This is a genomic window from Microbacterium ginsengiterrae (assembly GCF_014205075.1).
Lineage (GTDB): Bacteria > Actinomycetota > Actinomycetes > Actinomycetales > Microbacteriaceae > Microbacterium > Microbacterium ginsengiterrae.
This window is the reverse complement of record NZ_JACHMU010000001.1, coordinates 2,257,506-2,278,555: the sequence shown is the minus strand read 5'-3', so window position 1 is coordinate 2,278,555 and position 21,050 is coordinate 2,257,506. Positions and strand designations below refer to the sequence as shown.

Genomic DNA, 21,050 nt, shown 5'->3' with positions numbered 1-21,050 from the left:
TGCATGAGTGCTATTCCCGGCGCCTGGAGGCGCACAGCGGCCGGAGCAGGGCTGCTCTCCGCCGACGGCGTCGTCGCGCCCACCATCTTCGCAGAGATGTCGGCGGCAGCAGTGCGGACCGGCGCGATCAATCTCGGCCAAGGCTTCCCCGACGAGGACGGCCCGATCGAGGTGCTCGAGGCGGCCCGCGAGGCGATCTCGCGAGGCGTGAATCAGTACCCGCCTGGGCGGGGCGACCCGGACCTGCTCGCGGCGATCAGTGAGCATCAGCTCCGGTTCTACGGCCTGGACGTGTCGCCGGACTCGGAGGTCCTCGTCACAGCGGGTGCCACGGAGGCGCTCACAGCCACCCTTCTCGCGCTGATCGACTCCCCGGACGACGAGGTCGTCGTGTTCGAGCCGTATTACGACTCCTATGCCGCCGCGGTGGCTCTCGCCGGCGCGAGGCTGCGGACCGTTCCGCTCCGCCGACCGGACTTCCAGCCGGATCTCGACGAACTCGCAGCGGCCGTCACCGACCGGACGCGCATCATCCTCGTCAACGACCCGCACAACCCCACCGGCGTCGTCTTCGCTCCCGAGGTGCAGGCCGAGATCGTCCGTCTGGCGCATGCCCACGACGCCGTCATCGTCACCGACGAGGTCTACGAGCACCTCACCTTCACCGGGCCGCATGTACCGCTGGCGACCCTCCCCGGCGCCGCGGAGCGCACCCTGACGATCTCCTCCGGCGGCAAGACGTTCAACACGACCGGATGGAAGATCGGCTGGGTGCACGGACCGGCCGAGCTCATCACCGCGGTGCTCACGGTGAAGCAGTACCTCACGTACGTCAACGGTTCGGCCTTCCAGCCCGCGATCGCCGCGGGGCTGCGCCTGCCGGACGCCTTCTTCACGGATGCCGCGGCCGCTCTCGAGCGCAAGCACGCGATCCTCGCCGACGGCCTTCGCTCGGCCGGCTTCGACGTGTGTCCCCCTCAGGGGGGATACTTCACGGTCGCCGACGCCTCATCTCTCGGCGGAGCGGATGCCGCGGCCTTCTCGCGCGCTCTGCCGGAGCGCGCCGGAGTCGTCGCGATCCCGCTCAGCGCGTTCGTCAGCCCCGATCATCAGGCCGACTACGCCGGGCTGGTGAGGTTCGCGGCCTGCAAGCGCGTCGACGTGCTCGAGGAGGCGGCTCGGCGACTGTCCGCCGCCACCTGGTGAGCGGAGGGACGTTCAGCGCGGAATGACGCGGTAGCGGCGCGACCGCAGGACGGGGTTCACCGCACGGACCTCGGCGACGGCATCCGCGCTGACCTCCGCCACCGCGATCCCCTCCCCTGTGCCGACTCCGGCCCGCACGACCCCCTGCGGGTCGACGATCTGTGAGTGCCCGACACCGACGGGCGTCGGGTGGTCGGCGGCGACGACGTACACGGTGTTCTCGATCGCGCGGGCCGCGAGCAGCGTCGTCCAGTGATGCTCCTTGAGCGGACCGCGTACCCACTCGGCGGGGACGACGATGACATCGGCCCCCGCGTCGACCAGCGTGCGGGCGACCTCGGGGAACCGGAGGTCGTAACAGGTCATCATCGCCACCCGCAGCCCGTCGATCTCCAGCGTCTGCGGCGCCCCGATGGCCCCCGGCTCGATCCAGTCGGACTCGGTCTGACCGAACGCGTCATAGAGATGCTGTTTGCGGTACACGGCGCGCAGGCCGTCGGCGTCCACCGCGACGAGCGCGTTGCGCACGCGATCCCCTGCCTCCTCCACGAGGCCCGCGATGATCGTGACGTCGTGGGCGGCTGCCATCGCCTGGAGCGCACGGACGAAGTCGCCCTCCACCGTCTCCGCGTTCTCCCGCAACGTCGCATCCATCGGATCGACGAAGTAGCTGGCGTACTCCGGGAAGACCACCAACCGTGCACCCCTGGCCGCGGCGTCCGCCGTGAACTCGGCGATGCGGGCGCGATTGTCTGCGCGCGAAGCGGTCGGGCGGAACTGGCACACGGCGACGATCGAGGACATGTCCCCATCCTCGCACCACCGCATCCGCCCCGATGTGACGAGACGCAGAACCCGTGCTAGGCTATAACTCGTGCCGCGGGGTGGAGCAGTTCGGTAGCTCGCCGGGCTCATAACCCGGAGGTCGTAGGTTCAAATCCTGCCCCCGCAACCAATGCGACACAAGAAAGGCCCGGAATCCTCACGGATTCCGGGCCTTTCGCTTACCCGGTGAGGAACGCCCGGCGACGGGCTTGATCGTCGTCGCGGCCGCATCCACGGCAGACACGGAGATGGCGGGTCCGCTCACGCGAACCCGCCATCTCTGCGACAGCCACCGGCAGGGCCGGCGCATCGGTCAGTTGCCGGAGGAGCCCTCCAGCTCGAGCAGCTCGTTGACCGCATCGGTCAGTCGCTCGTCGGCCTCGGCGAAGGCGGCGAGGTCGCCGTCCTTGAGCGCCGCGTCGCGGTCGGTCATCGCCTGCTTGGCAGCCTGCAGAGCCGACTGGTAGGCGTCCGTCTCGACGCCGGTGCCCTCATCGGTCCCGCCCTCCTCCGGAGGCGTCGTACCGTCGTCCGGCTCGGTGGGCTCGACCTCGTCGTCACCGCCGGTGGCACCGGAGTCACCGCCGAAGATCGAATCGAGTGCCTCGGTGAGCGTGTCCTCGAAGGCGATGCTGTCACCGAAGGTCACGAGCACCTTCTGCAGCAGCGGCAGCTGGGTGCCCTCGGACGACTGCACGTACACCGGCTGCACGTAGAGCAGACCGCCGCCGACGGGGAGGGTGAGCAGGTTTCCGTACTTCACCTGCGACTCACCCTGCTGCAACAGGTTCAGCTGCTGCACGACGGCCGGGTCGGAGTTGAACGTGTTCTGCACCTGGCCGGGGCCGGGGACAGTGGTGTCCGCATCGATCTCGAGCAGTCGGAGCTGGCCGTATCCCTCGGCCTTCTCCCCCGCCGTGGAGCCCGCATCCGAGTCGACCGCGAGGTACCCCATCAGCACGTTCCGGCTCGTCGTCCCCTGTGCGGACGCGGGGATGAAGGTCGAGAACATCGAGAACCGCGGCGAATCCTGACCCGGCATCTGCATCGACAGGTAGTACGGCGGCTGCAGCTGGTTGTCGTTGCGCGGGTCGTCCGGCGTCTGCCAGCGGTTGTCCTGCTGGGCGAAGGATCCGGCGGTGTCCACGTGGTAGACGCCGAGGATCTCGCGCTGCACCTTGAACAGGTCGGTCGGGTACCGCACGTGGCTCATGAGATCGGCGGACATGTCGCTGATCGGCTTGAGCGTCGACGGGTAGACGTTCTGCCAGGCCTCGAGGATGGGGTCCTCGTCGTCCCAGGCGTAGAGCGTGACGGAGCCGTCGTACGCGTCGACTGTCGCCTTGACCGAGTTGCGGATGTAGTTGATGTCGTCGATCGCGAAGTTCGGCGTCGCGATGTTGGAGTCGGCGATTGCGTCGGACAGGCTCACACTCGTCGAGTACGGGTACGTCGAGCTGGTGGTGTAGCCGTCGACCACCCAGACCATGCGGCCGTCGACGACGGTCGGGTACGGGTCGCTGTCGAGCTCGAGGTACGGCGCGGCCTTCTGGACGCGCTGCTTCGGGTCGCGGTCGTAGAGGATCTGCGAGTCGGAGTTCACCAGGTCGGAGAACAGGATCTCCGCCTCCTGGAACTTCAGCGCGTACAGCAGCTTGTTGAACGCGTTTCCGACGCTCGGTCCGCCGTCACCGTCGAAAGTGGTCTTCGTCTCGCTCGCGCCGTCCTCACCGCGCGGGTAGTCGATCTCGACGGGCGCCGTGCCCTCGGGAGCGCCGACGATCGAGTACAGCGGCGAGCCCTCGCCGAAGTAGACGCGCGGCTCGAACTTCTCGCTCTCGGTGAGGAAGCCGGAAGAGGGGATGCCGCGCTCGAGGAAGACGGGCTCGCCCTCGCTCGTGCGCTGGTTTCCTGCCGCGACCACGAGGCCGTATCCATGCGTGTAGACGGCGGTGCGGTTGTTCCAGTTGTTGCTGTCGCCGAGGCGGTTGACGTCGAGCTCACGGACCGCGACGACGGTGTCCTGCATCTGGCCGTCGATCTCGTAGCGGTCGACGTCGAGCGTGTTCTGGAACTGGTAGTAACCACGGAACTGCTCGAGCTGCTGCACGGTCGGGCTGATGATGCTCGGGTCGAGGATGCGGATGGATGCCGTCGTCTCGGCGTCGTCGCGCAGCTGACCGGCCTCGGCATCCGTCTCGGCCTTGAACGGCGTGACCTCGAGGTCCGCGATGCCGTACGCCTCCTTGGTGCCGTCGATGTTGCGCTGGTAGTACTCGGCCTGGAAGCTGTTCTGGTTCGGGCGCACCTGGAAGGTCGTGACCACCCAGGGGTAGCCGACGCCGACGACGAGCGATGCCACGATCAGGAGAGCGGTCGCCGCCAGGGGCAGACGCCAGCGGCCGATGATCGCGGTCACGAAGAACAGGATGGCCACGAGCGCGGCGAGGATCGCGAGGATCGCAAGACCGGGGATCGTCGCGTTCGCGGCGGTGTAGGCCGCACCCGTGATGCGGTCCTCCTCGGTCACGAGCGTCTTGTAGCGGTCGAGCCAGAGGCTCGCGGCCTGCACGAGCAGGTAGAGACCGGCGAGCACGGCGAGCTGGATGCGTGCAGGCTTGGAGATCCGCAGCTCACCCTGGCCGATGCGCACCGACCCGTACAGGTACGACACGAGGGCGGTGACGATGAGGCTGAGCAGGAGCACGGCGGAGATGAACGCGAGCAGGATCGAGTAGAACGGCATCGCAAACAGGTAGAAACCGGTGTCCATGCCGAACTCCGGGTCGGTGACGCCGGTCGGACCGCCGTTGAACCACAGCCACACCGTCTCCCAGTTGCCTGCGGAGGCGAAGCCGGCGAAGATGCCGAAGAAGATCGGCATGCCCCACATGGCGAGTCGGCGCAGGGGCTCGATGACCTCCTGGTAGCGGTCGAGCTGGGAGCTCAGACGCACGTACACCGGGCGCAGGCGGTAGGCCAGCTGGATCACGACGAACAGCGGCACCGCCATCCCGAGGAAACCGATCACGAACATCACGGTCGCGGCGATCCACTGGGTGGTCAGCACCCTGGCGAATCCGAGCTGATCGAACCAGAGGAAGTCCGTGTAGAGCGATGAGAAGACGAAGAAGGCCGCGACCAGCGCGGCGATGATCACCAGCGAGATCGTGACGATTCGTCGGGAGGTCCGGGGCGTGGCCGGTGTCGGCGCTGAGGTCGTGGTCACCTGACCATCCTATGCACGCCAGCTATGTACGGGCCGCGAGGAGGCCCGGTCCGACGACGATGCCGCCCGGGCTCAGGCCGCGCTGTCCGCCGCGCAGGTGGGCAGTGCCGCGACGTCGCCGCGGTCGGCGATCACCTCGAGCGCGTCGAGCGAGTCCTCAAGGGTCGAGGTGCTGATCACGGTCAACCCGTCGGGGACGTGACCGACGACCTCACCGCAGTTGGCCTCCGGTGCGAGGAAGTAGTCCGCACCGGCATCCCGCGCCCCGTACAGCTTCTGACGGATGCCGCCGATCGGGCCGACTGCGCCGGTGGCGTCGATCGTGCCGGTGCCGGCGATGTCGTTCCCACCGGTGAGCTCCCCCGGCGTCAGCTCGTCGATGATGCCCAGCGCGAACATCATCCCCGCGCTCGGTCCGCCGACGTTGTCGAGCTGGATGTGCACGTCGAAGGGGAAGTCGTAATCCGTCGCCAGCGTGATGCCGATGAGCCAGGTGTCGGAGCCGGACTCGTCCTTGACCGGCGTGATCTCGATCTCCTCGACCTCACCGTCCTTGCGCACGCTCAGCGTCACGGGGTCCCCCTCGGAGTCCTGGATCGCGGCGCGGAGGGCGGATGCGCTGGTCACGGCGACGCCGTCGATCTCCTCGACCACGTCCCCTTCCTCGAGCAGCCCCTCCGCCGGCGAGCCCTCGAGCGCCGCGACGACCTCGACGGCCGCGCCGGTGTCGTACCCGAGCTGGTGCAGAGCCGCAGCGGTCGCCTCGTGCTGCGAATCGACCATGAGGACCGCATTGCGCTCGTCGCGCTCCTCGGTCGTCACACCCTCGGGGAACACCGACTCGATCGGGACGACCGCGCGCGACGCGTCCGTCCACGCGAGGGCGAGTTCGAACCAGGACGGCGTGCGTTCACGGTTTCCGACGACCTGCACGGTCGTGAGGTTGAGACTCCCCGCGGTGTCGTACGTCTCGGCGCCGTCGATCTCGATCAGCGGCACCTCCTCCCCGTCGGCGCTCGCTGCGGTACCGAGGGTGTCGTACACGGGACCCGGACGCTGAATGACGTACGGGGTGGGCAGGAACGTCAGCACGACCAGCGCGATGAGCGCGATGATGAGAGCCCAGACCCCGAGCCCGATACGGGCAGGTCCGATTCGTGTCACGTTGCTCCTCCGTCGTTCGCGACCGGCGTACAGCGATCTGCTCGCGTCGGGGGTGCGTGCAGAAACCTGCAACTAGCGTAGATGGCACCGGCTAGCGACCTGCTGAGAGGCGACCGACATGGCAGACAATGATCCGAACCCGGAAGACTTCCAGGAGTTCCTGCGCAGGATGATGTCCGGCGCGGGCGGAGGTGATTTCGACCTCAGCGCGCTGCAGAACGCGTTCGGCGGGGCGGAGGGCATCCAGCTCGACCCCGCGATGATGGCCGCGTTCTCCCAACAGCTGCAGAACGCCTTCACGGGTGACCCGTGGCAGAACACCCTGCGCCAGGCGCTGCACATCGCGAACCGCGAGGGGCAGAGCATCACCGACGGCTCTCGGCACTCCCTCGTCGACGCGTTCGCCCTCGCGAACCTCTGGCTCGGCGAGGCGACGACCATCTCCGAACTCACCGAGAGTCCGCGCGCGATGACGCGCGGCGAATGGGTCGAGGCCACGCTGCCCGTGTGGAAGGAGATCGCCGACCCCGTCTCGACGAGCATCGCCGATGCGCTCATGAGCGCGCTGGACTCCCAGGTGCCCGACGACATGCGCGGCGCGATCCAGGGAGCGGGAACGCTCATGCGTGGGCTCGGCTCCTCCGTCTTCGCCGCCCAGTTCGGGCAGGTGCTCGGCAACCTGTCGCTCGAGGTCGTCTCCGGTGGCGATGTAGGGATCCCCGTGCTCCCCGCGGGCACGGCGGCCGTCATCCCGCAGAACATCACCGCCTTCGGCGAAGGTCTCGAGATCCCAGAGGACCAGATCACCCTGTACCTCGCCACACGCGAGCTCGCGTACGCGCGGCTGTACCGGCACGCGAAGTGGCTGCATCTGCAGGTCATGTCGCAGATCACCGACTTCGCACGCGGCGTGACCGTCGACGTCGACGCCCTCGAGGACGTCGCCAGCAGACTGGACCCCTCGAATCCCGAGGAGCTGCGGGCCGCGATCGAGGGTGGCGCGCTGCTCCCCGCGCAGACCGAGGCGCAGCGCGAGGCCCTCGGCCGCCTGGAGAACATCGTGGCGACGATCGACGGCTGGGTGGACGTCGTGACGGGCGAGGCGACCTCGCGTCTGCCCGACGGTGCCCGCCTCACGGAGGCGGCGCGTCGCCGTCGCGCGGTCGGCGGGCCGGCCGAGGACGCCCTCGGTGCCCTCGTCGGCCTGAAGCTGCGCCCACGGCGGATGCGCGAGGCCGCCGAGATGTGGCGCAGGGTGACGGATGCCGTCGGTGCGGCGGCGCGCGACTCCCTGTGGGATTACCCCGATCTGCTCCCCACCGCGGAGGACATCGACGACCCCACCGCGCTCATCGCACGGCTGCAGGCCCATGCGCGCGGGGAAGAGCCGGTGGCGGATGAGTTCGACGAGGCCCTCGCTCGTCTCCTGGACGGCGACGACTTCTCCGGCGGCGGACCCGCTGATGGATCCTCCGACGGGTCCTCGGGCGACGACGCGTCGCAGACGCCGGACGGCGCCCCCGGCGACGACGGCGACACGGGAGAAGGCGACACGGGCGAAGGCGAGAAGCCGGTCTGATCTGCGGGAGTGGGCGACGGTTCAGTCGCCGCCCACTCCCGGTCTCCCTTGCGGAGTTGTCCACGGATCGTCCGCTGGTCCCCCATCGCCGCGCTCCGGTGCGCAGAATCGGGGTCATGCCTCCCCCGACGCCGACCGTTCTGACCCGCATCGATCCGGCGTACCCCGTGCTGTGGCGAGACGCCGACACGGTGCAGTTCGGTCTCGACGGTAGGCTGCGGCTGCCGCTGACGGCGCCATGGGCTGAGCCGCTGCTGCAGGCGATGCGGTCCGGATTCCGCCGTGCGTCATTCGATGTCGTCGCGCACGGCGTCGGTGCCCCTCGTGAGGCCGCGAGGGCGTTGCTGCAGGCTCTCGAGCCCGTGCTCATCACCGACCCACCCCCGCCGGCACCGATCTGGCTGGAGAACGTCGGGCTGGACGACTCCCGGGTGCAGGCGCGCATGGAGATCGCGCTCCGCGACGAGGGCGTGGTCACGGCCGCTCGCGGCGCCGAGGGGTCGGTGGGGATCGTGCTCGTCCGCGGCGCGGCGTCCGCGCATCAGCTTGCGCGTTACATGCACGACGACCTCATCCACCTCCCCGTCGCGTTCGAACCCGGCGACACCGTGGTCGGTCCTCTGATCGTGCCCGGCCGCACGCCGTGTCTGTCCTGTCGTGACGCGCACGAACGCGAGCGCGACGCGGCGTGGCCCTCGATGCACGCGCAATTGATCGGCGCGGACGCCGGGCGCATCACCACCGCGAGGACCGCCGAGATGGCCGGCGTCGTGGCGGCACTGCTCACCGAGGCAGCACAGGGCGCGCAGACCCGATGGGTGCGGATCAGCCCCGACGGTCGACGCGCGTGGCGCGCGGCGACCTTTCACGAAGAATGCCGGTGCCGCGAGCAGTCGTTCCGATCTCCTCGAGGAATCGCGACGGTCGACGCTCTCCCCGGCCCGCCGAACGGGACCATGAGATCTCCAGGGTTCGCGCGGCCCGCGTGATGCCGACGTATGCCAGGCGCCGCTCCTCGTCGATCGCGTCGAAGCCCGTCGCGTACGAGATCGGCAGTGCCCCCTCCGCGCAGCCGGCGAGCAGCACGTGCGGCCACTCCAGGCCCTTCGCCGCGTGCAACGTGGAAAGGGTCACCATCTGCATGGTCGGTTCGTGCTGATCCTTCGCGCGCGCCATCAACGCCTCGCTGAAGGACCGCAGGGTCGTGCCGTCGGGTGCCTCCTCCGCCAGCCGGAGCAGCGCACGCCGCGCCTCCCAGCCGTCGCGCTGGGCGCCACCCGCCGCCGGCGCCTCATCCGTGAGTCCCATCTCCCTCAGCACGCGTCGGACGTTCGGGAGGAACCCGCGCTCGGTCGGCGCCACCGATGCGCCGCGCAGCGCGAGGATCGCCTGCCGCACCTCTGGCATGTCGAAGAACCGGGTACCGCCGAGCACACTGGACGCGATCCCCGCCTGTGCGAGCGCCTGCTGGATGACGGCGGACTGCGCGTGCGCGCGGTAGAGCACCGCGATCTCAGACGGGGCGGCGCCGGAGGCGATGCGGGCGGCGATGGATGCGGCGATGCCGGCCGCCTCCTCCGTCTCGGAGTCGTAGGCCGTCACTGTCGGCACGTCGGCCGTCGGCGCCTCTCGTGCTGCGACGAGTTCGAGGGCCCCTGGCCGCCCCTTCATGAGGGCATTGGCAGCCTCGAGGATCGGTGGCAGCGAACGGTAATTGGTCTCCAGCTTGACGATCGTCGCATCCGGGTACCGGCGTCCGAACTCCAGCAGGTGGCGCTGGTCTGCCCCGGCGAAGGAGTAGATGGTCTGGCTCGCGTCCCCGACCACGCACAGGTCGCGGCGGTCGCCGAGCCACATCTCCAGCAGCCGGTTCTGCAGCGGCGAGACGTCCTGGAACTCGTCCACCGTGAAGTGCCGGTACTGCTCATGGACGGATGCCGCCACGCGCGGCTCCGCCTCCAGCATCCCGGCGCACGCGAGCAGGACGTCCTCGAAGTCGAGCTGGCGCCGGTCGTCCTTCAGGGTCTCGTACGCACGCTGCAGGTCGGCCAGTTGCTCCGTGCCGATCCTTCCGACCGACTTGCCGAGCGCGGCGTGCTGCTCGATCGACAGCATCGACACCTTGCGCCATTCGATCTCCGACGCGACGTCGCGCAGCGTCGCGGTGTCGGGTCGCAGCCGGAGCTGCTCGGCCGCCTGCCCGAGCAGCCGCACCTTGTTGTCGATGATCTTCGGTGCAGGAGAGCCGGCGAGCGTCGGCCAGAAGAAGTTCAGTTGCGCGAGCGCCGCCGCGTGGAAGGTGCGCGCCGCGACGCCCTCGACGCCCAGCGCCCGCAGCCGTCCTCGCAGCTCCCCCGCCGCCTTCGCGGTGAACGTGAGCGCCATCACGCGCGACGGCGTGTAGGCGCCGGTGTCGACGCCGTGCGCGATCCGATGCGTGATGACCCTCGTCTTGCCCGTGCCGGCACCGGCGAGGACGGCGACGGGGCCGCGCAGCACGGATGCCGCTTCCCTCTGCCGTTCGTCGAGCGCGTCGAGCGCGCTCACGACCTGCCGCTCTCGGCCGAGGGGACGCGCTCATCGCACCACTGCCGGATGAGCTCCCTGGCGATGGACGACGGCCCCGGCAGCCCGACGGGACCGTCGCCCGCCAGCGCCGAGCGGATCTCGTCGCGCGTGAACCAGCGGACGTCGATGATCTCCTCGCCGTCGGGGCGCGCGCGTCGCTGGTCGGATGCCGTCGCCCGGAAGCCGATCATCAGCGAACGAGGGTACGGCCATGGCTGCGACGAGATGTAGCGGACGTCGTCGAGGAGAACGCCCGCCTCCTCCTCGATCTCACGGTGCACGGTGGTCTCCAGCGATTCCCCTGCCTCGACGAAACCGGCGAAGCAGGAGTACATCCGTCCGCGCCAGTTCGCGTTCGCGCCGAGGAGCAACCGTTCTCCGTCTGGGCTCTCGACGGCGACGATGACCGCGGGGTCGGTGCGCGGGAAGAGGTCCCTCGCGCACGTGTCGCAGTGACGTGACCATCCGCCCTGGCGAACACGGGTCTCGGCGCCGCAGGTCGGACAGAAGCGGGCCTCGCGCAGCCAGGATGCGAGAGCGACCGAGGTGACCAGCAGATCGGTGTCCTCGGCATCCAGCATCCCGCCGGTGTCACGCACGCCCAGCCAGCTCTCCGCCGGCGCCGCGTCGATCGAGTCGGTCTCGGCGCCGAGGACGGCCAGCAGCAGGGCGGTGCCGTCACGACGACGGCCGAGCAGACCCCAGTCGGCGCCCTCTCCCACCTCGGATGGGGCGACGGTGACAAGAGCACCGTCGGCGACCCTGGCACGCCCCTCGCGGACGACGACGACCCGCGCGTCCGAGGACGCGCGCAGGGCGTCGAGGATGCTCTCATCGTCGCGGAGATGTGCCGCCCGATCGAATGGAGCGCGCTGGACGGTCATCGACTCCCTCTCTCAAGGCGTGGCGTAGGCGGAACCGCGCCTGACCAGACCTACTCTGGGGATCATGGCACGGTCTCCCTTTACTCTAGCGGCGGCGGTCACAGCCGCACTGCCCGGGGCGGAGGTCGTGGGCGCACGATCCCTCACCGCCGACGGCGACGGACGTTTCGACTCCGCCGTCGCCACGCTCGCCGACGGTCGCGAACTCGCCATCCGCGTGGGCGACGACGACGAGACGTCGCGTGAACTCGCCGCCGAGGCGCTCGCCCTGCGCGCGATGACCGCCGGCGCCCGCGCGATGCTCCCCTTCCGCGTTCCGGAGTACGTCGGCGAGACGCGAATCGCGGACGGCAGGGCTCTCGTGGCCGAACTGCTCCCCGGGTTCCAGATCGAGGCGGGCGACGTGCCGCAGGGGCGAGGAGCGGCGACCTCGATGGGCGCCACGATCGCAGCCGTGCACTCGCTCCCCGCCTCCGTCGTCCGCAGCGCAGGACTCACCGCGCGCTCCGCGGAGGAGGTCCGCTCCGAGATCCGACAGCTCGTCGATCGCGCCGCCTCCACCGGGCGCGTGCCGGCTCGTCTCACCGTGCGCTGGCGCGAGGCCGTGGAGGACGACGACCTGTGGCGCTTCGAGTCCGCCGTCACCCTCGGCGGGGTCAAGTCCACCTCCTTCCTGTTCGACGATGACCCCGAACGCGGTCCGTTCGTGACCGGGCTCCTCGACTGGCACGGTCTGTCGCTCGGAGACCCGGCCGTCGACCTCGCCTGGCTGTCCTCCGCCCCCGACGCCGCCGCCGACGTGCACGCGGCGTACGCCGAGGCCTCCGACCGCTCCCCCGACTCGGCCCTCGCCGTGCGCGCGAGGATGGTGGCGGAGCTCGAGTTCGCGCGCTGGCTCGTGCACGGGGATCTGCTGCGTCGCAGCGACATCGTCGATGACGCCGCGACGCTGCTGGAATCGCTCGCTCAGGGACTGCGTGAGAACGACCTCTCCGTGATCGCCGCTCGTGGTGAGGGCGTCGATTCCGCGCTCGACGCCCTGGACAGCGTGCCCGCGACGACGGCCGCCGGCACGGCCATCTCGATGGAGACGGACGCATTTAACCCCGCCGATCTCATGCCCGAAGAGGTCGAGGATGCGTATGTCGGGGAACCCACCCAGGATCTCTCCGACGTGACCGGAGCGTGGGACGACGGCGCGCACGATGCCACGCACTCCGGCGAGCGCGCCGCATCGGCTCACGCGACGCCGACCGCAGAGCGTCCTGACCGGCCGGCGTACGACGACTCATCCGACGAGGGCGACCCTGCGGACGAGGCTCAGCGCGCGGCGCGTGCGGCGCTCCAGCGCTGGACCAACTCCTCCTCGGAGTAGACCCGTTCGCCGCGGATGACGAGATCGTCCGCCACGTAGTAGAGGGCGACGTCGATCTCCTCCAGTGGGACGCCGAAGCGACGGTGATAGGCGAGCCGGTAGAGCGCCAGCTGCAGCATCCGCTCCTCCTGCTCGGCCGGCGTGCGCGGCGCACGCCCCGTCTTCCAGTCCACGATCTCGATGCGCCCGCCGCGATCCTCGCGACGGTACACGGCATCCAACTTGCAGATCACGATGTGCTGGTCGCCGCCGGATGACTCCGCCGGACCGAGGACGAAGTCGATCTCGATCTCGACGGCGATGGGGCGAAGCTGCGCCCATTCGCTGCGCTCGAAGATCTCACGCAGCGCGTGCAGGTCGGCCTCGTCCTCTGCGGAGACGCCGCCCTGCTCCGGTCGGTCCTCGTCGCTGTCCCACAGGGCCGCGTCGGCGCTGGGGCCGGCTCCGACCAGACCGGAGCGATGCTCGACCCACGCGTGGAACAGGGTGCCGAGTCGGGTCTGCCGATAGGGGCGCTCCGGCATGGGCCGCTCCAGCTCACGGACGGCGCCGGCGAAGTCCGTGACGTAGTCCTTGAACCGGGAAGCGGGGACGCGTGTGGGTGCGTCGAACGAGGCACCGCGCTGCCGTTCCGCGCGCTCGGCGAGCAGCGCCGCGAGCTGAGCCGACGGTTCCGCCGGAGCGCGCGTCAACGCCGCTCGCACCTCGGCGGCGGCGGTCTCGACCGTTCCGCGTCGAGAGCCCAGCGGGTCGAGAGGCCACACCGCGGTCTTCCCCTCCCCCTCATAGGGGTTCGCTTCGGCGTCCACCTCTCCGATCGGCTCGATGCCGAGGACGTCGCACGCCTCGAGGAGGAACGGGCCGGGCTGGCGCGGCTTCTTCTGCCCTGCCCAGTGCGAGCCGGTGAGAAGGAGGTCGGAACGGGCCCTCGTCACAGCGACGTACGCCAGACGCCGTTCCTCCTGCTGCTGATAGTCGCGGTAGGCGTTCTTGAAGACCGTGATGACCCCGGGGTCGGTCTTGCTCTTGCTCGTCAGCGAGGCGATCCCCGCCTTGAGCCGACGGGCCGGATCCGGCTCGTCCTCGGTCGGCGGCATCCAGGAGAACACCGGCAGTGCATCGCTGTCACCGCGCAGTGCGAACGGCAGCACCCCGAAGCCGAACCAGCCGGATGTGTCGGTCGGCCTCGAGGGCAGCTCACCCTCGACCATGCGCACCACGGCCACGGCATCCCACTCGAGTCCCTTGGATCCATGGATGGTGAGCAGCTGCACGACGCCGGGCTCCGGCGGCTCAGGGCGCGGCATCAGTTCGTCCGTGCTCTCCGCCTTGTCGAGCCACGCGAGCAGGCTGCCGATCGTGCCGCGCTCGTCGGCGGCGAGGAAGGTGCGCACCTCGTCGGCGAAGGCACGCAGCTGCGTGGTGGCGATGCGTGCGGGGCCGCGTGTCTCGTTCGCCGCCAACTCGATGTCCAGGCGCAGCTCCGATTCGATGAGCCGGATGAGCTCGGGGATCGGCTGCCCTGCCGCACGCCTCAGGCGCTCGAACATCTCGCCGGCGGATCGGATCCGCGCGCGGCCGTCAGGGGTGATCTTCTCGAGGAGCCGGTAGTCGTCGCGGAGGCCGCGGACGACGTCGACCGCATCCACGATCGACACCGCCTCATCGGCTCCCCTCGAGGCGCGGATGCGGGCGCGCAGCTCCTCGGGAAGCGGCAGCAGGCCGCTGTCGCGGCGCGACAGCTCGCCCGCGAGCTCGTACAGCGCACCCATGTCGGCGACACCGACGCCGAAACGCGGCCCGACCAGCAGACGGATCAGCGCCGATCCGGCGTTGGGGTCGTGGATCACCCGCAGGGTCGCGACGACGTCCACGACCTCCGGTGTGGCGAGCAGGCCTCCGAGCCCGAGGATGCGGTGCGGGATGCCGCGGGCGGCCAGTGCCTCGGCGAACGTCTGCATGTGCCGCTTCGAGCGGAACAGGATCGCCCCGGTGTGCGGTTTCGACTCGTCGGTGTGCGCGGCACGACGCGCCGCGAACCACTCGGCGACCTCGTCGGCCTCGTCATGGAGCGTCATCGGGTACCGCACGGTCACCGCCCCGCGCCCCGCACCGGGTCGCGCCTCGAGAGGGGGGACATCGAGGCCGGGGCGTTGCAGCGGCTCGAGGACGCGGTTGGCGATGTCGAGGATCGCGGAGTCGTTGCGCCAACTCGTCATGAGGCTGTACGTGTGCGAGGGATTCTCCTGCGCGAACGTGCGCGCGAACGCGTAGAGGTTGTCGGCACTAGCACCTCGCCAGCCGTAGATCGACTGATGCGGGTCGCCGACGGCCATGACGGCGCGGTCGCGGAACACCGCGGAGAGGAACCGGGTCTGGATCACCGACGTGTCCTGATACTCGTCCAGGAGGACGACCCTGTGCTGCTCGACGAGGTCCGCGCGCACATCCGGCGACGATTCGATGATGTCGAACGCTCCGCTGACCTGGTCGGCGAAGTCGAGCACTCCGCGCCGGAGCTTCTCCGCCATGTACTCGCGGGCGAGGTCGGCGAGCGTCGGCAGCGCCAACAGGTTGTCCGCTGCCTTGGCGACGTCCGGGTTGCTGCGATAGGGCTCGAACGCCGCGGCGTGCTCCGCTGCGATCCGCTCGGCACGCGCGAGGTCGGCGCGGTGGTCGAGCGCCTCGCCGGCGAGCCGCTGCACCGCGTCGACGACCGTGGCGACCGAGAGGTCGATGTCCTCGAGCTGCGGCAGGTCGGCGCGCAGCACCACCTCGCGTGCCAGCATCCATGAGGCCGCCTGGCTGAGCATCGCCACATCGGGGTCGCGCCCGATCCGTGCTGCATGCTCGCGGACGATCGAATCCGCGAAGGCGTTGTACGTCGACACGCGCGGTCGGATCAGCATGTCCTCCGCCGTGCGCTGCGCGGCACCGGAGGCGCCGGTGCCGTACCGTTCGGCGAGACCGTCGAGGACCTGGGCGCGCACGCGGCGGCGCTGCGACGCGTCGGCGGCGTCCACGGCGGCGAGTGCCCCCGAGGCGACGATCTCCGGGACGTGCGGCAGAAGGCCGCGCCGGCCGAACTCGTCGATGACCGCGAGACGCGCGCCGATCCGCTCGGCCAGTTCACCGGCCGCCTTGCGGGTGAACGTCAGCCCGAGGATCTCGTCGGGACGCACGTGACCGTTCGCCACGAGCCACACCACTCGCCCCGACATCGTCTCGGTCTTCCCACTGCCGGCTCCCGCGACGACGAGAGCCGGAGTCGGCGGGGCCTCGATCACCCGCTGCTGCGCAGCCGTGGGCGGCGGCTGCCCGAGAGCCGCCGCGACATCCAGAGCGGACAGCTGCGGTCCGCCCGTCGGCCAGGCCGTCACGCGCTGACCGCCGGAACGGTGTGGATACGGCAGGGCTGCACGCGCCACTGCACGTCGGCACAGTGCGCCTCGACGTGAGCGGTGAAGGAACCGGACGACATGCCACGCGCCGCCTCGGCGAGACGGCCGAGGAACCGTGCGCGCGCCTCGCCGGCGAGCGTGTGCTGGTGGGCGACCCGGTATGGGCTGGCAGACAGGGTCTTCGACACGACGAGCAGCCGGGCGCCGGCGAGCGCATCCGGCGACGCGCCCTCGACGAGCCCGCGCTCGACGGCGATCTGATACGCGGCGAGCTGCGCGTGCTCCTCGACCTTCGCGTCGGACTCCGGCTCGTACTTGCCGGTCTTCAGATCGACCACGACCACGCGCTCCCCCTCGCCCGCCGCCGTCATCGGCGCCGCACCGCGCCCGCGCGCGGCCGCATGCTCGCCTGCACCGACCGGGTACGCCTCGACGCGGTCGATGAACCCGTGCACGACGGCACGTCCCGGCCCGTCCGCGGCGTCTCCGACGTACACCTGCGGCCCCGCCTCGGTGATCTCGCCGAGCACGTCGACGGCGAAACGGAACTCCACCTCGCTGGCCAGCACGCGCCCGCCGTCCGCGGCGACCTCCCGCAGATAGGTGTGAAGGCGCTCGACGTAGACGTCGGCGCGTCGACGCTCCTTGCGGCTGATCCACTCGGTCTCGAAATCGAGCTCGTCCCAGTGCTCCGCGACGATCTCGCGCATCCTCTCGAGCGCACCGTCCGGGACCTTCTCCATCGCCTCGTGGATGATCGTCCCGATGCCGGCGGACGGCGGCAGCACCGTGTCACCGCCGAGCGCCGAGATCGCCCAGTGCAGCTCGCACTCCTCGAAGGTCTCCATGCGCGACGGCGAGACCCGTGCCCCCTCCCGCGTGAGGTCGCGCAGCGGAGCGTCCGTCGATGGCGCCGCCACCCCGTACCACTCGGCCGGGTCCGCGCCCGGTACGCCCTCACGGGCGAGGACCGCGAGTTGTCCGGCGGCCACTTCCCTGGCGGCTGGGTCCTGCGTCGAGGTGAGCACACGGCGGTGCCGGGCGACGAGTCCGCGCAGCGTCAGCGGGTGCTCGGCGGCCGGATGATCGGATGCCGGGGGCGGCTCAGGGAGGAATGCGAAGAAAGGACTGGGGCCGGAGTCGTCGTCGTCGACGGCGGTCACGAGGATCCGCGACCGGGCGCGGGAGACCGCTCGCACGAAGAGTCGGAGTTCGTCGTGCAGCGCGTCACGGCGTCGGTCGAGGACGCCGGGGTTCGCCGCGGGCACACCCGTGCGGGCAGCGGTCACGGCATCCGCGAGACGCCAGGTCTCCAGCAGCCCCCCGCGGAGCCGGGTGTTGGGCCACACGCCGTCCTGGACGCCGGCGACGACGACCGCCTCGAACTGGGCCCCGAGCGCGGTCGCCGGAGTGAGCAGTGTCACAAGGCCCGGCCGATCCGGCGTGGACAGCGAGTCCTCCGGGACCTCGCTGCCGAGGATGTCGCGGACGAACGTGTCCGGTCTCTCCTGCGGTGTGCGCTCGACGAACCGCTTGGCCGCGTCGAACAGCGCGACCAGCGCATCGAGCGCTCGGGCGATCTCCCCGCCACCCGGCTGTGCGGCAGCCGCCCGCCAGTGGTCCGCGAGCCGCGAGCCGTCGAGCGCCCGCGCCCTGTCCCAGATGCGCCACAGCAGGTCATGGATCGTCTCGCCGGCCGCGGCGCCCGCCGACGTCTCGGCGAGCGTCGTGGCGAACCGTGCGGCGACCCTCGCCTCCGGCGCGTCGATGAACGTGAAGTGCGTGGGAAAGGCCATCGCCTGCCGCAGCAGCTCCGACGCCGGCGTCGACCCGCCGTCGGCGAGCTCGAGATGCCGCAGCCGCGCGCGCAGACGGCGGAGGCCGACGGCATCCAACCCGCCGAACGGCGAACGCAGCGCATCGATGAGGTCTTCCGGGGTGCGTTCCTCCGGCGGCAGCAGCGCGATGCGCACGATCCCGACGATGTCGCGCACGACACCCTCGCTACCAAGGGGCCGCTGGACACCCGCCGCCCTGGTGGGGACCTCTCTGGCCGCGAGCTCGGTCTCGAGCCTCGTCACCTGTCTGGTGTCGTGCGCGATGACGGCCATCTCGCTCCATGCGATGCCGTGGGTCAGGTGCCAGTCCCGCAGCGTGCCGGCGATGCGATCGGCCTCTTCGTACGGAGACGCCGCAAGGAACGTCCGCACGGCGGGGTCCGGGACCTGCGGTGCCGGTCCGGGGGGTCGGCGATGTTCGACGCGTCCTGCCACGCCGATCGCCTGGGTCACGGTGCGCGTGAGATCCGTGAGGGCCTGCGTCTGCCGATGGGCGGTGTCGAGCACGAACACATCCGCGAGCACACCGGACAGCTCGTGGAACAGTTGAGGGCTCGCGCCGCGGAAGGCACCGGACGAGATGTCGGGGTCGCCGAAGGCCATGACGGCGATACCCCGCTCGCGCAGCGCCCGCACGAGCGTGATGCCGCCGCGGGTGAGCTCCTGCGCGTCGTCGATCAGTACGACGCGCAGAGCCGCGAGCGGTCCGAGGGTGGCGGCATCCGCCTCACGCATGATCGCCGCAGCCTCGCTGAGCAGGTCGGCGGTGTCGCGGTAAGCCGTGCGCATGCCGGCGAGGACGGAACGGTACTCCTCCATGAACGTGCCCGCAGCGGCCCACACGGGGCGGTCCGAGCGCTGGAGCTCCTCGGGGAGCACCCCGAGCTCGGTGCACTCGGCGAGGAACGCGCGCAGTTCGGAGCGGAAGCCCTTGGATGCCCGGATGCTCGCCGACAGCGACGCCGGCCAGCGGCTCAGCATGCCGTTCTCCTCATCGTCGGCGTCTCCTGCCAGCAGGTCGGCGACGATGCGGTCCTGGTCGGCACCCGTGAGCAGCGCCGGAGGCTCCTCCCCCGCGTGCACCATGGCGCCGCGCACGATCTGGAACGCGAACGACCCCAACGAGCGGGCGAGCGGCCCCGGAGTGGCCTGGCCGATGCGCACACCGATGCGATCGCGCAGACTGGTGGCCGCCTGCCGGCTCGGCGTGAGGACGAGCACCGCCTCAGGCGGCAGCGCGTGCGGGCCGAGAAGGGCGACCACGCGATCGGTGAGCGCTGACGTCTTGCCCGTTCCCGGCGCGCCGATCACGACCCCGGATGCCGTGACGGGGGCCTCGACGACCGCTCGCTGCCCGGCATCCTGTGTCATGACATCAACGGTATCGGCCGCCGCCGACACCACCGACCGCCGCGGTGGCGGCCACCGGTTTGTGCGCCCACGGCGAAACCGCTGCGCGCGCCCGATCCGCGCCGTCGCGCCCGGGGTAGAGTCGTCTCAGTCCCCGATTCTTCAAGGAGCACGCGTGGAAATCCGCATCGGCATCATCAACACCGGCCGCGAGCTGAACTTCGAGACCTCCACCGCAGCGGAGGAGATCCGCGGGCAGGTGGCATCCGCCCTCGAGCAGAACGCCGCACAGGTGAGCTTCACCGATGTGAAGGGCAACACCTACATCGTCCCGACCGCGAACCTCGCCTACATCGAGCTGGGCACCGAGGAGTCGCGCCGCGTCGGTTTCGTCGCCTGATCCGGGATGTACATCCTTCTGGCGTTGATCGCCGCGTGCGCGATCGGGATCGGCGTCCACTTCCTCATCCCCGACCGTGAGTTGCGCGGTGTCGCCGTCGTGCCGGCCGTGGCGACGGCAGCATCCGCCGCGATCTACACGATCATGCAGTGGGCCGGGGTCGCGGAGAGCAGCGTGTGGCTCTGGCTGGCGAGCATCGTCGGCGCCGTCGCGATCGCCGCGGTGACCGGTGTCGTCGTGACGCGCCGTCGCCGGGCCTCCGACGCCGCTGAGCGCGCTGCCCTCGGCATCTGACCGCTGTCTGCCGCGCGAGACATCACTGCGCGCGTGACACATCACGTCGCGGGTGGTGTCTCACGCCGCAGGTGATGTCTCGTCGACGGAGGCGCCGCTATGCGGCGAGGCCCATGGCGTCCATGCGGCGCGCATGCGCCCCCATGAGCTCGGTGTAGACAGGCTCGACGCGCTTCTCGTCCGCAGCGAGGCGCTCCGTGCGAAGAGCCTGGCGCGCCACGAGCAGCGTGTCGCCGACCATGCGCCGCGCCCACATCGACAGCAGCGAACGCCATTCGCCGTCGCTCTCGATGGTGCGCCGCAGGATCGAGACGATCTCGTCCGTGTCGTCGTCCTCGCGGAGGATCGTCGCCACCCGCGCCCCTGTCTCGCCGTAGCTGGAGGCGAGGGCGAGATAGAAGTCGTCCAGCATCCCCGCCGTGATGTAGACCGCCAGCAGGGTCTCGCGAGGCCGCACACCGATCGTCTTGCGGCGGAAGGCGTCGAGCGGCTCCTGGAACGGTCGCATGATCTCCGTGGGGTCGTCGCCCTGCGCGCGGATGATCTCCACGATGCCGCGGTGCTTGCTGAGGGCGGCCCCGGCGGCCCGCGCCAGCGCCTCCTTCTCATCGAGCTCCGGCGTCGCCCGGATCAGCCGCGTGAGTGTCTCGAAGTATCCGAGCTGCAGGTAGGCCGCCTGGCCGAGGAAGCGACCGAGATCCGGCGCCAGCTCGGCGAAATCGACCCTGGTCGCGTCGCCCATGTCGCCGCGACTGCGCAGCATCAACGTGCGCTTGGGCTTGTCTCGCTGCCAGAACCACTTCACCACGGGATCAGACTACCCGCGGGGCGGCTCCCGCGTCGGAGGGCGGCTCGGGTAGTCTGGACAGGTCCTGCCGTCGGAGCAGGGCGCCGCGCCTGTGGCACAAGAGACGGCGTGGATCCGTTTTCGTGGCGG

The 21,050-nt window shown here is 70.4% G+C and carries 13 protein-coding genes and 1 tRNA gene; 6 read left to right on the top strand and 8 right to left on the bottom strand.

The window, feature by feature from the left end:
- Positions 1 to 3: 3 nt before the first annotated feature.
- A complete protein-coding gene (locus HD600_RS11085) occupies positions 4 to 1,206 on the top strand; it encodes an aminotransferase class I/II-fold pyridoxal phosphate-dependent enzyme (RefSeq protein ID WP_184283685.1) in 1,203 nt (400 codons plus the stop codon).
- Between the two features lie 12 nt (positions 1,207 to 1,218).
- Here HD600_RS11085 and HD600_RS11080 read toward each other — a convergent pair whose 3' ends face one another.
- The gene (locus tag HD600_RS11080) at positions 1,219 to 2,010 is read right to left on the bottom strand and encodes a carbon-nitrogen hydrolase family protein (RefSeq protein WP_184283683.1); all 792 of its coding nucleotides are present in this window, start codon (positions 2,008 to 2,010) and stop codon (positions 1,219 to 1,221) included.
- 74 nt (positions 2,011 to 2,084) lie between these two features.
- Here HD600_RS11080 and HD600_RS11075 point away from each other — a divergent pair.
- Positions 2,085 to 2,161, top strand: a tRNA-Met gene (locus tag HD600_RS11075).
- A 183-nt stretch (positions 2,162 to 2,344) separates the two neighbouring features.
- Here HD600_RS11075 and HD600_RS11070 read toward each other — a convergent pair.
- Together HD600_RS11070 and HD600_RS11065 are read right to left on the bottom strand one after the other, a co-directional pair.
- Positions 2,345 to 5,260, bottom strand: a complete 2,916-nt coding sequence (locus HD600_RS11070; protein ID WP_184283681.1) for a UPF0182 family protein — start codon at positions 5,258 to 5,260, stop codon at positions 2,345 to 2,347.
- 72 nt (positions 5,261 to 5,332) lie between these two features.
- Positions 5,333 to 6,424, bottom strand: coding sequence for a YlbL family protein (locus HD600_RS11065; protein ID WP_338402224.1), 1,092 nt, complete (start codon positions 6,422 to 6,424; stop codon positions 5,333 to 5,335).
- Between the two features lie 118 nt (positions 6,425 to 6,542).
- Here HD600_RS11065 and HD600_RS11060 point away from each other — a divergent pair, with 118 nt between their 5' ends.
- On the top strand, positions 6,543 to 8,003 hold the full coding sequence (locus HD600_RS11060) for a zinc-dependent metalloprotease (protein WP_184283679.1): 1,461 nt from the start codon (positions 6,543 to 6,545) through the stop codon (positions 8,001 to 8,003).
- Positions 8,004 to 8,828: 825 nt separating this feature from the next.
- Here HD600_RS11060 and HD600_RS11055 read toward each other — a convergent pair.
- Together HD600_RS11055 and nudC are read right to left on the bottom strand one after the other, a co-directional pair.
- The gene (locus HD600_RS11055) at positions 8,829 to 10,550 is read right to left on the bottom strand and encodes a UvrD-helicase domain-containing protein (protein WP_184283677.1); all 1,722 of its coding nucleotides are present in this window, start codon (positions 10,548 to 10,550) and stop codon (positions 8,829 to 8,831) included.
- The gene (gene nudC / locus HD600_RS11050) at positions 10,547 to 11,455 is read right to left on the bottom strand and encodes an NAD(+) diphosphatase (protein ID WP_184283675.1); all 909 of its coding nucleotides are present in this window, start codon (positions 11,453 to 11,455) and stop codon (positions 10,547 to 10,549) included. Before nudC ends, HD600_RS11055 begins: the two co-directional genes overlap by 4 nt.
- A gap of 127 nt (positions 11,456 to 11,582) precedes the next feature.
- Here nudC and HD600_RS11045 point away from each other — a divergent pair, with 127 nt between their 5' ends.
- Positions 11,583 to 12,830, top strand: coding sequence for a phosphotransferase (locus HD600_RS11045; protein WP_338402223.1), 1,248 nt, complete (start codon positions 11,583 to 11,585; stop codon positions 12,828 to 12,830).
- On the opposite strand, the gene HD600_RS11040 is transcribed toward HD600_RS11045, so the two are convergent.
- Together HD600_RS11040 and HD600_RS11035 are read right to left on the bottom strand one after the other, a co-directional pair.
- The gene (locus tag HD600_RS11040; RefSeq protein ID WP_338402222.1) at positions 12,776 to 16,210 is read right to left on the bottom strand and encodes an ATP-dependent helicase; all 3,435 of its coding nucleotides are present in this window, start codon (positions 16,208 to 16,210) and stop codon (positions 12,776 to 12,778) included. The two genes, HD600_RS11045 and HD600_RS11040, sit on opposite strands and share 55 nt — an antisense overlap.
- On the bottom strand, positions 16,207 to 19,440 hold the full coding sequence (locus HD600_RS11035) for an ATP-dependent helicase (RefSeq protein WP_184283671.1): 3,234 nt from the start codon (positions 19,438 to 19,440) through the stop codon (positions 16,207 to 16,209). The genes HD600_RS11040 and HD600_RS11035 overlap by 4 nt, the downstream gene beginning before the upstream one ends.
- A 154-nt stretch (positions 19,441 to 19,594) precedes the next feature.
- On the opposite strand from HD600_RS11035, the gene HD600_RS15220 reads away from it, so the two are divergent.
- Together HD600_RS15220 and HD600_RS11025 are read left to right on the top strand one after the other, a co-directional pair.
- Positions 19,595 to 19,819 carry a DUF3107 domain-containing protein gene (locus HD600_RS15220; protein ID WP_144795614.1) on the top strand — a complete coding sequence of 75 codons (225 nt, stop codon included), beginning with the start codon at positions 19,595 to 19,597 and terminating at the stop codon, positions 19,817 to 19,819.
- Between the two features lie 6 nt (positions 19,820 to 19,825).
- Positions 19,826 to 20,113, top strand: coding sequence for a hypothetical protein (locus HD600_RS11025; protein ID WP_144795615.1), 288 nt, complete (start codon positions 19,826 to 19,828; stop codon positions 20,111 to 20,113).
- A 97-nt stretch (positions 20,114 to 20,210) separates the two neighbouring features.
- On the opposite strand, the gene HD600_RS11020 is transcribed toward HD600_RS11025, so the two are convergent.
- Entirely contained in the window at positions 20,211 to 20,921 is a 711-nt protein-coding gene (locus tag HD600_RS11020) for a ferritin-like fold-containing protein (protein WP_144795616.1), read from the bottom strand.
- Between the last annotated feature and the right edge of the window lie 129 nt (positions 20,922 to 21,050).